Raw genomic sequence first — 17,203 nt, 5'->3', positions numbered from 1 at the left:
TTTAGAAAAGGAATATATAGCATTCTTTTTTATCAATTGCTATATAAGGTATTTTATGAATAAAATATTAATCACTGGTGGTGCTGGTTTTATTGGCTCTCATTTAGTAGATCAGTTAATTGAAACTCATCAGATATGGGTTATTGATAATTTATCTATGGGTGTAATGGCCAATTTACCTAACCATAAAAATTTAACATTTATCTACGGAGATATTTGTGACAAAGCCTTACTATCAAAATTACTTTGTTCTTATAAATTTGACTACATTTTTCACTTAGCTGCAATTGCGAATGTACAGGATTCCGTCATGGAACCCGTTAAAACGCATCAAGTTAATTTTGAAGCAACCCTTACTTTGTTAGACTTAATAAAAAAAGAACAACCTACTTTAAAAAGGCTAGTCTTTGCTTCATCTGCTGCTGTCTATGGCGATTTAGAAGAACTTCCAAAAAAAGAAAGTTCTTCTGTTTTGCCTAAAACGCCTTATGCGATAGATAAATATGCTGCCGAAAGATTTGTGCTAAGTTACTTTTCTTTATACAATGTCCCGACTTCTGCTGTTCGTTTTTTTAATGTCTATGGTCCCAGACAAAACCCGACTTCTACCTATTCAGGGGTTATTTCAATCATTACAAATAAACTTAAAAATAATAAAGAAAAAAAAGAGACCTTCACTGTTTATGGAACTGGGCAACAAACTAGAGATTTTATTTATGTAAAAGATGTTGTTCAATCACTCATTCTAGTCAGTAAATCCGAAAAGAGTCTTGGTGAAGTTTATAATATTGGATCTGGAGAGCAAATTTCTTTAAATAGACTCATTAAAACCTATACTAGTTTGACAGGACTGTCCCTTAATTTAACATTTGAAACAAAACGGGATGGAGATATTCAGGATTCCTATGCCTCAATAACTAAACTTAAATCTTTAGGATTTAAACAAACTATTGATTTAAAAACCGGGTTAAACGAATACTGGCAAGCTACTTTCCAGAAATAATAAGTCGTGTCTGGATTTTTAAAATACTACCTAATCACGGTATTCAAGAAAGGATTTTTTTTTGAAAACAATCAATGCTAAATCTACGAACCATGTTTTCATAAATATTCTACACTTATTTTTTGGAACCATTGTCACTAAATTCATCGGGGCCATCGCCACTATCTTATACGCAAATTATACTGATGTAAAAGATTATGGTGTATTATCAATTGCTCTATCTTTTTCAGCGATATTAACCTTTCTAACTGATTCTGGGATCAGTCATACCGCGATACGGGAAGGAACTAAGAAAAATTCTGATATTGGGAAAATAATGTACTCTTATGTGACCGTAAGAGTCATTTTATTCTTTTTAGTTTCCTTGTTTTCAACGATTTTCATTTATTTTGTCTATCGAAATGATTTACAAATGCAACAAGCTATCTTGCTCCTAGTCATTCCTTCATTGGTGGGGTCATTATTACAAGGAGTCGGTGGAACTTTTTTTCAGATCATTGAAAAAATGAACTATGTTTCTTACATCAATATTATTCTTGGCGTCGGAAATTCTCTTGCTCTTTTTTTAGGTATTTTATTTCAGCTTTCAATTGGAACTATTTGTTTATTTTATGGGTTATCCAGTGTTCTTGCTGGAATTTATGGACTGGCTATCTCAGTCCGAGCAATCTCTTTTAAAAAAGAATTTGATCGAAAAATACTTTACCAGTTACTATCCTTTACAACGAACAGTGCGATTATTATCTTGACGCCACAACTAGGACCAATTATTTTAGCTAAAGTTTTATCTGTAACAGATGTTGCTTACTATTCTGCAGCTTTTAAAATACCAGCCATGCTTTATCAGTTTCCAGCATTAATTGCGACAGCTTTCTATCCAAAATTATTTTCCTTAGGTAACGATAAAAATAGCAGTGAGCATCGAAAAACAAGCAGCTTAGAGCTTCAATTAATGACTATTTTAGGGGTAGGATTAGCCTTGCCTTTTATTTTAAATCCTGAGTATTGGATTTTAACTTTATTAGGTCAAAAATACTTGCCTTCTGTAAATGTACTTTTAATTTTATCTTTTTTAGTTTTCATCCAAGCAATAAAGTACCCTTTAGCTGATTTTTTAACTACTTATGGACTACAATGGCAACGTACGTTAATTATGCTGATTGGGCTCGCTATTTCAATCATAGGCTATATCGTTTTAGGACAACGCTTCGGAATTGTTGGTGGCGCATTAGCCCCAGTGTTTGCAGAGGTTATTATGATTATAGGCTGTGCATTATTCATTACGAATGGATTGTCTTTTTTATTCAAAAACATAGCTTTAATTTTATTAAGTGGCATTCTAACCAGTTTTTTCTTTATCGCATTTTTAACGCAAATGAATTATTTATTCGCTATCGTTATTGTTGAATTTATTTTTATTTTTCTAACTATATTATCTAACAAAAACGTTCAAAAAATAATCAATCTAGCGATTACTAAACTGAAAATGTCTTTCCGTTGAAGTTTATTCACTACTACTATTTTATATAATTGGAGGAACAACATGCTAGATATAGCTACTCAAAAAACAAGTCGTTATTCTTTATTTTTAACACTCTTTATTCTTTTTCAACCTCTATTAGATTTATTGACTACCTTTAGCCTTCTAGTTTTAAAATCATCCATTACTCCGGGGATTTTAATTCGCTTTTTAGTTGCCTTAACTAGTGTCATCTATTTAATTTTGATGAAAAAAAATGAGAAAAACCGATTATTTTTAATTTATTTACTTTCCTTAGGTGTTATTTTAAGTCTTAACTTACTCACTACCTATCTGTTTAAGGATCTTTATATTCTTTCAGAAGAAGTAAAATCAGTTGCCAAAATTTCTTATTATGTCATTATGCTACTAGCCTACATTACGGCTTTTAAGGAGCTCCAGCTAGCTAATAAATTAAACAACTATTTTCCTAAAGTAATTATTTATGCGACTATTTTAGTTAACTTAGTAATGATAATCGCTAATTTAACCTCTACCAGTGTCTCTTCTTATATGTATATGAAAGCTGGGCAAAGTGGCTGGTTTTACGCTGGAAATGAACTAGGATCCTTATTAGCTATCGCATTTCCGGTTGTTCTTTGGTATACACTAAAAAAAAGTAGCCAACTAAAAAAACTTTATTTTTGGATACCGACGCTCTTAACTGTCTATTCTTTATTAATTATTGGAACGAAAGTAGGGTATGGCGCAATAATTCTAACCTTGCCGATTGCTTTTCTAACCATCTTTATCGAAATTTATTTCAATAAGCAGTACAATTTAAAGATGTATATTCTTAACGCAAGTATCACTTTAGCTCTATTCATAGGTGTGCTTATTATTACTCCAATGATTTCAGTTAGCACAAATACTACCATTCATCTCGACTATTTAGCTGAGCAAAAAACAATTACTGAGGTTGATTCTAGCTCTGAAAATACACAAGAAGCAGCTGTTGAGGCAGAAGTCCCCTCATCACCCGATATTCCTGCTGATAAAGACACCGAACTAAATGAATTAATCTACAGCGGTCGAACCGTTTATCTAGCTCAATATAAAACATTCTTTAAAGAAGCTAATTTATCACAAAAAGCTTTTGGAATGGGTTATGGTGGGAATTATAAAGATCAGCCTAAAACAATTGAAATGGATTTTTATGATATTTTTTATCAATTTGGCTTTATTGGGGCTTTTGTCCTTCTGTTACCTCTACTTTATTATGGTTTCAACTTAATAAAAGTAATGTGGGCTAATAAAAAAATGATTCTGCAATTAAAATATATACTCATCTTAGCTAGTTTGGCTATAGCATTAGGCATTGCCTATATAGCTGGTCACATCTTAACAGCGCCAGCAGTCAGTATCTATTTTGTTTCTATTTTAGCTTATCTAATTGTTGAACTTAATTTAGATTGATCTGATTCAATTTAGGCTTAGGAAATTTAAAAAATCATTTTATATAAAATAGAGTCCAACTAGAAAAAACTAGTTGGACTCTATTTTTAATTTATTAGAGAAGCGTTTTATCCCAGCCTCTTTTTCTATTAGTCTTCCTTGATTACATTAATAGTTAATGTTGCTACTACTTCTGGGTGAATCTTAACATCAATTTTAGCAGCTCCCAAGTTACGAATAGGAGTAGTTAAATCAATTTTTCGCTTATCTAATTTCACATCAAATTGCTTTTTAACAGCATCTGCAATCTGCTTACTTGTAATAGAACCGAATAAACGACTATCCTCTCCTGCTTTAGCAGGCATTGTAATAACCGTTTTTTCATCTTCTAAAAAGGCTTTTAAATCATTCGCTTCTTTTAGAATTTCTGCATCATGCTTCTCTTGCGCTTTTTTCTGACCTTGCAATTCGCTTAAGCTAGAAGATGTTGCTTCTTTAGCTAAACCATTTTTAATTAGGTAGTTTTGCGCGTACCCATCTGCTACATTTTTAGATTCACCTTTTTTACCTTTACCTTTTACATCTTGTAAAAAAATAACTTTCATTTATACTTCCTCCTTTATTTGTCCTTGGATGACTTTTCTAAGTTGCTCCTTAGCTTCAGCAACAGTGCAGCCTTCTATTTGAGTTGCTGCATTTGATAAATGACCACCGCCACCTAACCTCTCCATAATGATTTGAACATTGATTTCGCCAAGACTACGGGCGCTAATCCCTATTCGTCCATCGGAGCGTTTTGTGATAACAAATGATGCATCTACATCAGCCATTGAAAGCATTGTATCAGCAGCTTGTGCTGCTACTACTGTATCATATACTCTATCTTCTTCGCCAGTCGCTACAGCCATATTTTCACTTAAAAATTCGATAGACTCTATTAAATGACTTCTTAGAAGATATACATCAACGTTTTCTTTTAATAAACGCTGAATCATAACAGCATCTGCTCCACAAGATCTTAAATAACTAGCTGCGTCAAAGGTTCGAGAACCTGTTCGTAGTGAGAAACTTCGTGTATCAACTATCATTCCGGCTAGCATAGCTGTTGCTTCTATTTTATTAATTGGAGTCGCTTCATTAGATTGATACTCAAAAAGCTCTGTAATCAATTCTGCAGTAGATGAAGCATAAGGTTCAATATAAACTAAAACAGGGTTCTCAGGGAAATCTTCGCCCCTACGATGATGATCAATTACAACAACTTGATTGGTTACTTTCAACAAATCAGGAGCAATCGTAATCGTTGGTCGATGATGATCCACCATAATAACTAACGATGCTGGTGAAATCATTTCCTGAGCTTTTTCTGGTGTAATAATATAACGGCTAATATTAGGGTCTTTTTCAACTTCTTGCATCAGACGTGCAATATCATTACTAAATTCTTCTGGATTAACAACGATGTAGGCTTCCTTATTGTTCATTTCAGCGATACGTCTAATGCCTAAACAAGCCCCAATAGCATCCATATCTGGATATTTATGACCCATAACAAAAATTAAATCTGTTTGTTTCATAATTTCTTGTAATGCTTGACTAATCATCCTAGAACGAACACGTGTTCGTTTCTCCATTGGATTTGTTTTCCCACCATAAAAACGAGCTTCTTCATCTGCGGATTTCACAACAACTTGATCCCCACCTCGACCCAATGCCAAATCAAGATTACTTTGAGCAAGTTTTGCGAGATCACTCAAATCCTTATCTCCATATGCTAAACCAATACTTAAAGTTAATGGGAAATTTTGTTTAGATGTTCGTTCTCGAATTCGATCAATAATACTAAATTTTTCTGATTCAATTTTATCTAATGACTTCATATACATAAGGACAATAAATCGATCATCAGAAACTCTTTTTAAATAAATATGGTGCTCTCTCGCCCAATTGGTTAATTGAGTTGTGACAAAATTATTTAAATTTGAAACACTTCGATCATTCATTGATTGAACAATTTCATCATAGTTATCAATAAAAATATTACCAATAACTATTTGCTCTTCAATATACTGTTCTTTAATTTTTGCATATTGGGTAATATCCATTAAGTAAACAACTTTTATATCATCTTGAACAATCATTTGAAAATCCTTGTTGCCCCATTTTATATTTGTTAGTCCAGATTCTTGATTTTTTTTAATAATTCCAGCTAACTCTTTATCAATATCGGCAATCTTTCTACCTAATACTTCCTGTTTTCCAAAGTATAATTGTAAGTATGGATTTGCCCATTGCAACTCATATTCTTCATTATATAAAAGGATTCCAATTGGCATTTTTATTAAGGCTTCTTGTTCTCCTCTTTTTATACGATAAGATAAGTCTGCAATATATTTGTTTGTTTCAACTGTGATTTTTTTCAGAGCATATAATACCAATAATGATATTACAATAAATAGGAAAAACAAAGTTACACCAATCCAAAAATTAGCAAAGAAAGCTACTACTATTACTGAGAATAAAATTATCCCTAAAACTAATGAAGCTATTTTCAGCTTTTTATCTCTCAAAAAAACTGGAAGCTTTTCGTGAGGCAGATTTTTTTTCATATCAGACTCCTTCTCTTCAACACAACTATCACTACTAAATTAAATTGAATATATACTATATTTTACCATACTACAAACTTTAATTCTAGCAAGGGTTCATTGCTTGTTTCACGTGAAACAATCTGATAATCTATATTTCTACTTGAACATAGATTCAGTAATTCATCTCTTATTTCGACTTATTTTTTAAAATAAAAAAGTCGTGATTTACATCACGACCTACAATTTCTATTATTCAGCTGATACGAATGGTAATAATCCCATAATACGAGCACGTTTAATTGCAATTGTTAATTTACGTTGGTGTTTAGCACATGTTCCTGTAACACGACGAGGTAAAATTTTACCTCTTTCAGAAACAAAGCGTTTCAACAATTCAACATCTTTGTAATCAATATTATCAATATGGTTTGCTGTGAAATAACAAACTTTACGGCGCTTGCGTCCGCCTCTACGTTGTTGAGCCATTATTAATCCTCCTTTTCATTCCATTCTGTTTTAGAATGGTAAGTCATCATCTGAGATATCAATAGGTTGTCCACTTGAAGCAAATGGATCCTCATTCCGATTGGAATTTTGATATTGTTGTTGAGGAGCTGAAGATTGATTATTTGCGTTGCTGTTATAAGAATTTTGTTGATAGCCACCTGATTGTTGTGAAGGTTTAGAAGGACTAGTTGCCCCACCATTACTACCACTTGTATCATGACTTTGACGTTGCTCATTTGTTGATTTTGACTCAAGCATTGAGAACGTATCAACAACCACCTCAGTAACATAAACACGTTGCCCTTGTTGGTTATCGTAAGACCGTGTTTGAATACGACCTTCCACTCCAACTAAAGACCCTTTGCGTGTAAAATTAGCAAGTGTTTCAGCAGTTTTTCTCCATGCTACACAGTTGATAAAATCAGCTTCGCGTTCCCCACTCTGGTTTGTAAACTGTCTATTGACTGCCACAGTAAAAGAAGCAACGGCTGTACCACTAGAAGTATATCGTAAATCTGCATCTTTTGTTAATCTTCCAACTAAAACAACTCTGTTAATCATCTTTTGTTAGCTCCTTCCATTAAAATGTTTCATGTGAAACATTTTTAACATTACACTTCTTCTCTAATTACGATATGACGAATAATATCATCACTAATCTTAGCTAGACGATCAAATTCATTGATAGCCGCTGCATCAGTTGCAGTTAACTTAACGATATGGTAAATTCCCTCGCGGAAATCTTTAATTTCGTAAGCTAAACGGCGTTTCGACCAGTCTTTAGATTCGATTATTTCAGCGCCATTATCTTTTAAGATAGTATCGAAGCGTTCAACAAGAGCTGCTTTCGCTGCCTCTTCAATGTTAGGACGGATAATGTAATTAATTTCATACTTTGCTGTTTGACTCATCTGACTGTCACCTCCTTATGGACTTTGGCTCTTTTGATTTCAAAAGAGCAAGGAGAGCATTCTATAAGATAGATTACTCACGTCCTATCAGTGTAACATTTTTATCAAGGAATATCAATAGTTTAAACCATTTTTATTTTATCTATATTAAAAAATAACATAAGGAATATTAATTTTAATTCTATGAAAAATGCTCTTTGCAGTTAGACTAAAAATCTAACTTCAAAGAGCATCACATAATTTTTATTCTTGATCTAAATCTGTATCATTTTCTATTTCTTCAGCTGTATTTGAATCATCTAATTCATTACTAGCTTCAGATACTATAGGAGTTGTTTCTGTTTCTACTTCTTCTTCAATTGGTTCAGCATCTACTTTAGCCATTGTCGAAACAATTGCATCCTCACCAACACGAATTAATCGTACTCCTAAGGTTGCTCGACCTGTTTGAGAGACGGTATCAACATCAAATCTAATAATAACACCTGTATTGGTAATCAGCATAATGTCTTCTTCGCCATTTACTGTTGTCAATCCAGCAAGATTTCCATTTTTAGCCGTAATATTAGCAGTTTTTATTCCTTTACCACCACGACCTTTAATTGGGTATTCACTAGCTTTAGTTCGTTTTCCATAGCCATTTTCAGTAATCACAAGAACTTCTGAATCAGGTTTCATTACGTCCATTCCAACAACGTAGTCATCTTCACGTAAACGAATCCCACGAACACCACTTGCACTACGTCCCATATCACGAACCGTATTTTCATTAAAGGTTACAGCATAACCTAAATGTGTTCCAATAATCACATTTTGATCGCCATCCGTTACACAAACATTCATCAGTTCATCGTCTTCTCTAAGAACAATTGATTTTAGTCCGTTGCTACGAATATTGGCAAATGCGCTAACAGACGTCCGTTTCACTACACCTTTAAGTGTTGTGAAGAATAGGAAATGATTGTCTGCTGCTTGTCCTTTAACATTGATAATCGCTTGGATTTTCTCACCAGAATCAATTCCTAGTAAGTTAATCGCTGGAATACCTTTTGCTGTACGGCCATATTCTGGAATTTCATATCCTTTAGCGCGGTAAACTTTTCCGTTATTTGTAAAGAATAATAACGTGTCATGAGTTGAACATGAAATTAATTTTTCAATGAAATCATCGTCATGAACGCCCATTCCTTGAACTCCACGACCACCTCGACGCTGTGCTCTAAATTCATTATTAGGCAAACGTTTAATATAGCCATTATGAGTTAAAGTTATGACAATATCTTCTTCTTCGATTAGATCTTCATCTTCTAAACTTAGCACTTCGCCAACTAATAGCTCGGTTCTACGAGGATCCGCAAATCTATCTTGAATTTCAAGTAATTCAGTTTCAATAATGGTATGAATTCGTGTGCTGCTGGCTAAAATGTCTGTTAAATCTTTAATCAATTCAACTAAGTCATTGTATTCAGCTTCAATTTTATCTCGCTCTAAACCAGTTAAACGTACCATACGCATATCTAAAATGGCTTGCGCTTGTTTTTCAGATAAACTGAAACGTTCCATCAATTCATTTTTGGCAATCTCACCTGTTTTAGAGCCACGAATAATTTTGATGATTTCATCAATGTGATCTAAAGCAATTCGTAAACCTTCTAAAATATGCGCACGTGCTTCAGCTTTACGCTTATCAAATTCTGTTCTACGACGAATCACAATTTCTTGATGCTCTAAATAATTTTCTAAAATAGATTTTAAACTTAGTACTTTTGGCACACCTTTAACAATTGCTAACATGTTGAAACCAAAAGAAGTTTGCATTGGCGTTAATTTATATAGGTTATTTAAAACAACGCTGGCACTAACATCACGACGGACGTCAATAACTACACGCATACCATCTCGATCGGATTCATCACCTAAATCAGTGATTCCTTCAATTCGTTTTTCACGAGCTAAATCAGCAATTCGTTCAACTAATTTCGCTTTATTCACCATGTAAGGCAATTCGTGAACAACAATCCGCTCTTTACCATTTTTTAGAATTTCAATTTCTACTTTTGCTCGGATTGTAATTGATCCTCGACCCGTTTCATATGCACGACGAATTCCAGATTTACCCATCACTAATCCCCCAGTTGGGAAATCTGGGCCAGGTAATACTTCCATCAAATCAGCTGTTGTTGCATCAGGATTGTTCATCAAGATGTGCAGTGCTGAAATAACTTCTGATAAATTGTGTGGCGGAATATTAGTTGCCATCCCTACCGCAATACCGGTAGCTCCATTGACTAGTAAGTTAGGAAAGCGTGCCGGTAAGACCTCTGGTTCGCGTTCTGAGCCATCGTAGTTGTCTTGGTAGTCAATTGTATCCTTATTGATATCACGCAGCATCTCCATCGCTATTTTCGACATACGGGCTTCCGTATACCGCATAGCAGCTGCTCCATCTCCATCGACAGACCCAAAGTTTCCGTGTCCATCAACCAATGTATTTCGGTAACTAAATGGCTGTGCCATACGTACCATTGATTCATATATCGCACTATCTCCATGGGGATGGTATTTCCCCATAACATCTCCAACAATACGCGCAGATTTTTTGTACGGTTTGTCAGGCGTAACGCCTAATTCATTCATTCCATATAAAATTCGACGATGAACTGGCTTCATGCCATCTCGTACATCTGGCAAAGCGCGGGCAACAATAACACTCATGGCATAATCCAAGAATGAAGTTCGCATTTCTTTGGTTAAATTAATTTCGGAGATATTCTCTTTAAATTCTTCGGCCATTCTATAAAATCCTCCTCATTTTAGAAAAGCAGTACTCAGTTCGTATGCTTAACATAGGGTCGCTAGTTTATGAAAAATTAACTGGTTTTAGTCCATTAGACGTTCTTTACTAAAATTAACTAGTAGTTCTCCAAACGAATAATCGTCTGTTAGATATCCAGATTTTGTACGTAAACAGCATTTTCTTCAATAAACTTACGGCGTGGTTCAACACGATCACCCATTAGCATTTCAAAAACTTGATCTGCTTCAATCGCGTCATCAACTGTTACTTGTAACATTCTACGACGTTCTGGATCCATGGTTGTTGACCAAAGTTGTTCAGCATCCATCTCACCCAATCCTTTATAACGTTGGATTACTGGTTTTGGTTGTGCTGGAATTTCTTTCAAGTAATCTTCTAGTTCAGCATCTGAATCCAAGTAAACCATTTTCTTTCCTTGGCGGACTTGATACAACGGTGGTTGAGCAATATACACATAACCTGCTTCAACAACTGGACGCATGTAACGGTAGAATAAAGTCAGCAATAACGTGCGGATATGCGCACCATCGACATCGGCATCGGTCATAATGACTAATTTATGGTAACGAGCTTTTGATACATCAAAGTCTCCACCAAATCCGGTACCCATAGCCGTAAATAAAGAACGGATTTCTTCATTGGCTAAAATTTTATCTAAGGTTGCTTTTTCAACGTTTAAAATTTTCCCACGAATTGGCAAAATAGCTTGGAATAGGCGTGAACGGCCTTGTTTTGCTGATCCACCAGCGGAATCTCCTTCGACGATGAAAATTTCACTAATACTAGGATCTTTACTTGAACAATCGGCTAATTTACCAGGTAAATTACTGATTTCTAGACCACTCTTCTTACGTGTTACTTCACGGGCACGTTTAGCAGCTAAGCGAGCTTTTGATGCTAAAATCCCTTTTTCAATGACACGACGAGCAACTTGAGGATTCTCCATTAGGAATTTATCAAAATGAGCCGAGAACAAACGGTCTGTAATCGTACGCGCTTCAGAATTCCCTAATTTTGTTTTTGTTTGTCCTTCAAACTGTGGATCTGGGTGTTTAATTGAAATGACAGCTGTCAATCCTTCTCGCACATCTTCACCTGTTAAGTTTTCTTCATTTTCTTTCATCAACTTGCTTTTACGAGCATAATCATTGATGACACGCGTCAAGGCTGTTTTAAAACCTGATTCGTGAGTTCCACCTTCATAAGTGTGAATGTTGTTAGCAAAACTCAACAAGTTTGTATGATATCCATCTGTATATTGCATCGCTGCTTCAACAACAATCCCTTGTTGCTCACCTTCAATATAGATTGGATCCTCAAAAAGAACGGTTTTGTTGTGATTTAAGTGTTCTACATAACTCTTAATTCCGCCTTCATAATGGAATTCTTTTAACGTTTCTTGACCTTCACGTTTGTCTTCAATTGATATTTTCAAGCCTTTATTTAAGAACGCTAACTCACGGACACGGGTTGATAATTTTTCAAATTCAAAGACTGTTGTTTCAGTAAAAATTTCAGGATCTGGTACAAAATGGACAGTTGTTCCTTGACGATCAGTATCGCCAATAATTTTTAAATCTTCGCCAACTTTTCCTTGATGGAACTTTTGGTAATGAATTTTGCCATCTTTATGAACCATTACTTCTAATATTGTTGAGAGTGCATTTACAACTGAAGATCCAACACCATGAAGTCCACCAGAAACTTTGTATCCTCCACCGCCAAATTTACCTCCGGCATGTAAAACAGTAAACACCGTTTCAACAGCTGGACGACCTGTTTTAGCTTGAATCCCGATTGGAATCCCACGACCATCATCAATAACCGTAATACTGTTATCTTCTTCGATAATGACATTAATCTCACTAGCAAAACCTGCTAAGGCTTCATCAATTGAGTTATCTACGATTTCCCAAACTAAATGGTGTAATCCTTGACCACTTGTTGATCCAATATACATCCCTGGACGTTTACGTACGGCTTCTAATCCTTCTAAAACTTGAATTTGACTGGCATCATATTCTTGCGCTAATGCATCCATATCTCTTGTTTCTTCCGACACGTTTATTCACTCTCCATTTCTACATGACCACTACTAACTTGAAAAACACGAGGTGCTTTCAAAATATTTTTTTTAATTCCATCCAAACTTGTTGTGGTTAAGAAAGTTTGAACTTTATTTTCAATCGCTTTAAGTAAGTGCGTTTGCCGTTCATCATCTAATTCAGATAACACGTCATCTAATAAAAGAATTGGATATTCTCCTGTAATCTCTCTCATTAAATCAATTTCAGCGAGCTTGATGCTTAAAGCTGTTGTTCGCTGTTGTCCTTGTGAACCATATGTTTGAACATTTTGATTATTGACTAGGAATTTTAAATCATCACGGTGAGGCCCAACTATCGTACTCCCTTGATCCAGCTCACGTTTTCGACCTTTTTCAAATGCAGCAAGTAAATCCTGATAAATACTGGCTTTATCCAACTCATTTGTGAGTGGCAAACTGCATTGGTACTCAATCACTAAATCTTCACGTTCCCTAGAAATTTCATGATGAATTGGCTGAGCCCACTTTTCTAATTTTTTTACAAAAGAAAGCCGTTCTAGTAAAATCTCGGCGCCATAAGTGGCTAGCTGTTCAGTCAAAACTTCTAAAAAGGTTAGATCTTTGGCTTTTTTCATCATTAATTGCTTTAAATATTGATTTCGTTGTTTTAAAATATGTTGATAATTTACAAGATTATGCAAATAAATGGGATTCATTTGTCCCATTTCCATATCGAGAAATTTACGTCTGATAGCTGGTGATCCTTTGACTAAAGATAAATCTTCGGGAGCAAATAAAATGACATTTAGTTTCCCTAGATAATCACTTAATTTTTTTTGTTCCAAGTGATTAAATTTAGCTTTCTTGCCTTTATTAGAAACAACAATTTCCAATGGGAAGGAGGAATTTTTCTTTTGAATGCGTCCACTAATCTTAGCGAACTCTTGGTTCCAAAATATTAATTCCTTATCATTAGACGTTCTGTGGCTTCTTGTCATAGCTAAAACGTAGACGGCTTCCATTAAATTGGTTTTCCCTTGGGCATTTTCACCCAAAAAAACATTAATGCCTTCTGAAAATTGAACTTCCGCAGCCTCATAGTTGCGATACTGAGTGAGTTTAATTTCTTCTAAAAACATTAATCTTCAGCCTTTTGGGATTGACTAGCATCTTGAATAAAATAAGTTCCTTCATCAGGAATTTCGACGATTGAACCAGGAAAAATTTTCTTTCCTCGGCGATTTTCGACTTCATTATCTAATAAAACAGTATGTTCAGCTAAATACCATTTAGCCATCCCACCACTACTAATAATATTCACATGTTTTAATAATTGCCCTAACGTAATAAATTCACTGTCAATATAAACGGTCTCTTTCACAAGCTCACCTACTCTCAATAAAATAAGCGCGGAAATATGGTTGTAAATCCACGCAATTCAGTATTTTGGTTATCCTTAATTATACCATTAATACACCTATTTTACAATGTAATTCTGATTATTTGAGGGCTATTTTGCATTTTGTTACTCTTTTAAAAAAAGACCTTAAATTAAAAAAAAGTGCTTATATCGAAAAATAGGGGGTATTTTAATAGGTTATTCATAATTTTTCCTCAAAATCTCATTTGAATTCGTTCTAAAATGAAAAAAATAGAGTTAAAAAAATTCAATGCGTGAATTTTTTTAACTCTATTTGATTATTTTTTAAAAAGTTCTGACTGGTGTAATTAGTTGAATAAAGGTTTTATCATCTTCACTTGGAACTAAAATAAATGGTCGAACAGGTGAAGTGAATTTAATGCGAATATCTGTTTGTCCGAAAGTTCTTAAGGCATCTTTCATGTAATCTGGGTTAAATGAAAGATCAATTGGTTCACCTTCAACAGAAATATAAGCAAGTTCCTCTTTAACATTCCCAACATCTGGAGAATTACCAGAAATTTCAACTAAATCAGGAGTAATAGAAACTTTAACAACATTATTTTTACCTTCATGAGAAAGTAATGAAGCACGTTCAATCGATCCTAACAATGAACTTGCATTAAATACAATTTCAGTTGAGGCTGTTTCTGGAATTAAACGAGCAGTGTCTGGGTAATAGCCTTCTAGTAAACGTGAGTAGAAAAGCATATTTTCCATTTTAAATAGAACTTGGTTCTCAGTAATCATCATTTCGATATTGTCATGGGAATCATCCAATGTTCGAGACAATTCAATTAAGCTTTTTCCTGGAATAATAACGTTATATTTTTGATCAGCTAAAGCGCTATTTAGTTCCAATGGAATAATTCGTTGACTTAAACGATGACTATCTGTTGCAACTGCTAATAATTTACCATGTTCAATGACCATATTCACACCCGTTAAAATTGGACGACTTTCATGTGTTGAAATAGCAATAACTGTTTGTCCAATGACTTGTTTAAATAAATTAACAGGTAAGACAAATGTTTCTTGTGTATCAATGACTGGTAAATGCGGATAATTGTTTGCATCTAAGCCATTAACCGTAAATGAGGCATTAGCAGATGTGATTAATGTTTGGAAATGATCTAATACTTCGACTTCCATCATTTCATCAGGTAATTTTTTAACAATTTCACTAAAGAAGCGAGCTTGTAAAACAATACTACCAGCTTGATCAATGGTTAAATTATTTTTTTCATCTTCTTGAGAAATAAAAGCTTCAATTGAAATATCAGAATCACTACCTGTTAAAGTTAGTCCTTCTTCTGAAGCCATAATTTTTAAACCTGTCAAAATTGGAATTGTTGTACGAGATGAAATAGCACGTTGAACGTCTGCTAAACTTTTTAAAAACTCACTTCTTTTGATTGAAAATTTCATTGATAATAACCTCCACAAATTGGTTTAATTTATTTAATAAATACTTAGTAATAGTAGTAGGGCCTGTTGATACTGTGGAAAAATGGAGTAACACTTAGAGCTTAATAGTTTTCCACATGTGTATAACTTGTGCATAAATAGCAGATAAGTTTTAAAGTTATCCACATAGTCAATTATGACGTGGAATGAAAAATAACTTAAAATTAGGGCTAAAACGAACAACTTAACTGCTTAATTTATTTTTTATTTCTTCTATATCACGGCGTAATTCTTCATCCTTTGTTAAGGCATGATCTATTTTTTCATATGCATGAATGACAGTTGTATGATCTTTACCACCGAATTCAGCTCCAATTTTTGGAAGTGAATTTGAAGTTAGCTCTCTTGATAAGTACATAGCAATCTGACGAGGGACAACAATTGATTTAACACGCTTCTTGCCTTTTAAGTCACTTAATGCGATTTGGTAATACTTACTTACGACGCTTTGAATTTCTAAAATTGATAAGGTTGTTGGTTTATTTGAGGGCAAAATACTTTTCAAAGCATCTGCAGCTAAGCTAGTTGTGATATCACGACTTTCAATAGCAGCATAGGCTTGTACTCGAACTAAAGCCCCTTCTAATTCTCGAATATTGGAATCAATCTGTCCGGCGATATAGCTTAAGGTATCACCTGGAATTTCTAAACGTTCAGCATTGGCTTTTTTACGCAGAATCGCAATTCTCGTTTCTAGGTCAGGTGGCGTAATGTCAACTGATAAGCCCCATGCGAATCTTGAAACAAGACGTTCTTGCAGTTTAGGAATCTCATTTGGTAAACGATCACTTGTTAGGACAATTTGTTTACGTTCATCATACAAGGCATTAAATGTATGGAAGAACTCTTCTTGTGTTCCTTCTTTATCCGCGAAAAATTGAATATCATCAACTAATAATAAATCAACGCTTCTATATTCATTTCGGAATTTTTCTTGTGACTTTGTTTGAATAGAATTAATAAAGTCATTAGCAAATGTTTCACTACTGACATATTTTACTTTAGCATCCGGATTGATTAGTAGCATTTGATGACCAATAGCGTGCATCAAATGTGTTTTACCTAATCCAACTCCTCCATAGAAGAATAACGGATTGTAAATAGTTCCAGGTTCTTCAGCTACGACTAGAGCAGCTGCATGAGCCATCTGGTTCCCTTTTCCGATAACAAAAGTTTCGAAGGTGTATTTATCATTTAGCAAAGCATCTTTTCTAGGACCATCTTTTTTAGAAATAGATGAATTATTTTCAAATGAAGAATTATCTGTAGAGTCTTGCTCATTTTTAATAATGAATAAAGGTGAAATTTCACGACCTGAGTATTCGTAAATGTTTTCAACGATTCGTGTCGTTAAATTTTTTTCCCAATAATCTTTGTGTAAGGATGAAGGAACTTCAATAATAATGTTTTGCTCGGTTATTCGAATTGGATGGGCACTTTTAACCCAGGTGTTATAACTGACTTCGGCAAGCGATTCTTTAAATCTTTCTTTTAGATAGTTCCATAGGCTCTGTAAGTCATCCAC

Annotated in this window: 14 protein-coding genes; 3 read left to right on the top strand and 11 right to left on the bottom strand. The window is 34.2% G+C overall.

Translation table 11 applies throughout. The features are described 5' to 3' along the window. Positions 1 to 55: 55 nt before the first annotated feature. The 3 genes from MHI00_RS00070 to MHI00_RS00060 all read left to right on the top strand — a co-directional run bounded on the left by MHI00_RS00070 (position 56) and on the right by MHI00_RS00060 (position 3,938). A complete protein-coding gene (locus MHI00_RS00070; RefSeq protein WP_341109954.1) occupies positions 56 to 1,003 on the top strand; it encodes a GDP-mannose 4,6-dehydratase in 948 nt (315 codons plus the stop codon). Positions 1,004 to 1,064: 61 nt separating this feature from the next. Then, a complete protein-coding gene (locus tag MHI00_RS00065) occupies positions 1,065 to 2,504 on the top strand; it encodes an oligosaccharide flippase family protein (RefSeq protein WP_341109952.1) in 1,440 nt (479 codons plus the stop codon). A gap of 42 nt (positions 2,505 to 2,546) precedes the next feature. After that, positions 2,547 to 3,938 carry an O-antigen ligase family protein gene (locus tag MHI00_RS00060; protein WP_332489480.1) on the top strand — a complete coding sequence of 464 codons (1,392 nt, stop codon included), beginning with the start codon at positions 2,547 to 2,549 and terminating at the stop codon, positions 3,936 to 3,938. A gap of 128 nt (positions 3,939 to 4,066) precedes the next feature. Here the strand turns inward: MHI00_RS00060 and rplI are convergent, their stop codons facing one another. The 11 genes from rplI to dnaA all read right to left on the bottom strand — a co-directional run bounded on the left by rplI (position 4,067) and on the right by dnaA (position 17,203). Continuing rightward, the gene (gene rplI, locus MHI00_RS00055; protein WP_010052338.1) at positions 4,067 to 4,522 is read right to left on the bottom strand and encodes a 50S ribosomal protein L9; all 456 of its coding nucleotides are present in this window, start codon (positions 4,520 to 4,522) and stop codon (positions 4,067 to 4,069) included. Further along, positions 4,523 to 6,526, bottom strand: a complete 2,004-nt coding sequence (locus MHI00_RS00050; protein ID WP_015075096.1) for a DHH family phosphoesterase — start codon at positions 6,524 to 6,526, stop codon at positions 4,523 to 4,525. Positions 6,527 to 6,757: 231 nt separating this feature from the next. Continuing rightward, positions 6,758 to 6,994, bottom strand: coding sequence for a 30S ribosomal protein S18 (rpsR, locus tag MHI00_RS00045; protein ID WP_010052333.1), 237 nt, complete (start codon positions 6,992 to 6,994; stop codon positions 6,758 to 6,760). 30 nt (positions 6,995 to 7,024) lie between these two features. Next, positions 7,025 to 7,576 carry a single-stranded DNA-binding protein gene (gene ssb, locus MHI00_RS00040; RefSeq protein WP_010052330.1) on the bottom strand — a complete coding sequence of 184 codons (552 nt, stop codon included), beginning with the start codon at positions 7,574 to 7,576 and terminating at the stop codon, positions 7,025 to 7,027. A gap of 50 nt (positions 7,577 to 7,626) precedes the next feature. Next, positions 7,627 to 7,926, bottom strand: coding sequence for a 30S ribosomal protein S6 (rpsF, locus tag MHI00_RS00035; RefSeq protein ID WP_010052328.1), 300 nt, complete (start codon positions 7,924 to 7,926; stop codon positions 7,627 to 7,629). Positions 7,927 to 8,169: 243 nt separating this feature from the next. Further along, positions 8,170 to 10,719, bottom strand: a complete 2,550-nt coding sequence (gyrA, locus tag MHI00_RS00030; RefSeq protein ID WP_015075095.1) for a DNA gyrase subunit A — start codon at positions 10,717 to 10,719, stop codon at positions 8,170 to 8,172. Between the two features lie 149 nt (positions 10,720 to 10,868). Next, the gene (gene gyrB, locus MHI00_RS00025) at positions 10,869 to 12,785 is read right to left on the bottom strand and encodes a DNA topoisomerase (ATP-hydrolyzing) subunit B (RefSeq protein WP_413518371.1); all 1,917 of its coding nucleotides are present in this window, start codon (positions 12,783 to 12,785) and stop codon (positions 10,869 to 10,871) included. 23 nt (positions 12,786 to 12,808) lie between these two features. Next, entirely contained in the window at positions 12,809 to 13,930 is a 1,122-nt protein-coding gene (recF, locus tag MHI00_RS00020) for a DNA replication/repair protein RecF (RefSeq protein ID WP_010052325.1), read from the bottom strand. After that, positions 13,930 to 14,172 (bottom strand): S4 domain-containing protein YaaA, encoded by a 243-nt coding sequence (gene yaaA / locus MHI00_RS00015; protein WP_010052323.1) that lies wholly within the window; start codon positions 14,170 to 14,172, stop codon positions 13,930 to 13,932. The genes recF and yaaA overlap by 1 nt, the downstream gene beginning before the upstream one ends. 324 nt (positions 14,173 to 14,496) lie before the next feature. Then, positions 14,497 to 15,639 carry a DNA polymerase III subunit beta gene (gene dnaN / locus MHI00_RS00010; protein ID WP_010052320.1) on the bottom strand — a complete coding sequence of 381 codons (1,143 nt, stop codon included), beginning with the start codon at positions 15,637 to 15,639 and terminating at the stop codon, positions 14,497 to 14,499. A 223-nt stretch (positions 15,640 to 15,862) separates the two neighbouring features. Next, positions 15,863 to 17,203, bottom strand: a complete 1,341-nt coding sequence (gene dnaA / locus MHI00_RS00005) for a chromosomal replication initiator protein DnaA (protein ID WP_010052318.1) — start codon at positions 17,201 to 17,203, stop codon at positions 15,863 to 15,865.

It is taken from the genome of Carnobacterium sp. FSL E2-0243, from assembly GCF_038003605.1.
GTDB lineage: Bacteria > Bacillota > Bacilli > Lactobacillales > Carnobacteriaceae > Carnobacterium > Carnobacterium maltaromaticum.
The sequence above is the reverse complement of the archived record's forward strand: the minus strand, read 5'-3'. Positions and strand labels throughout refer to the sequence as shown.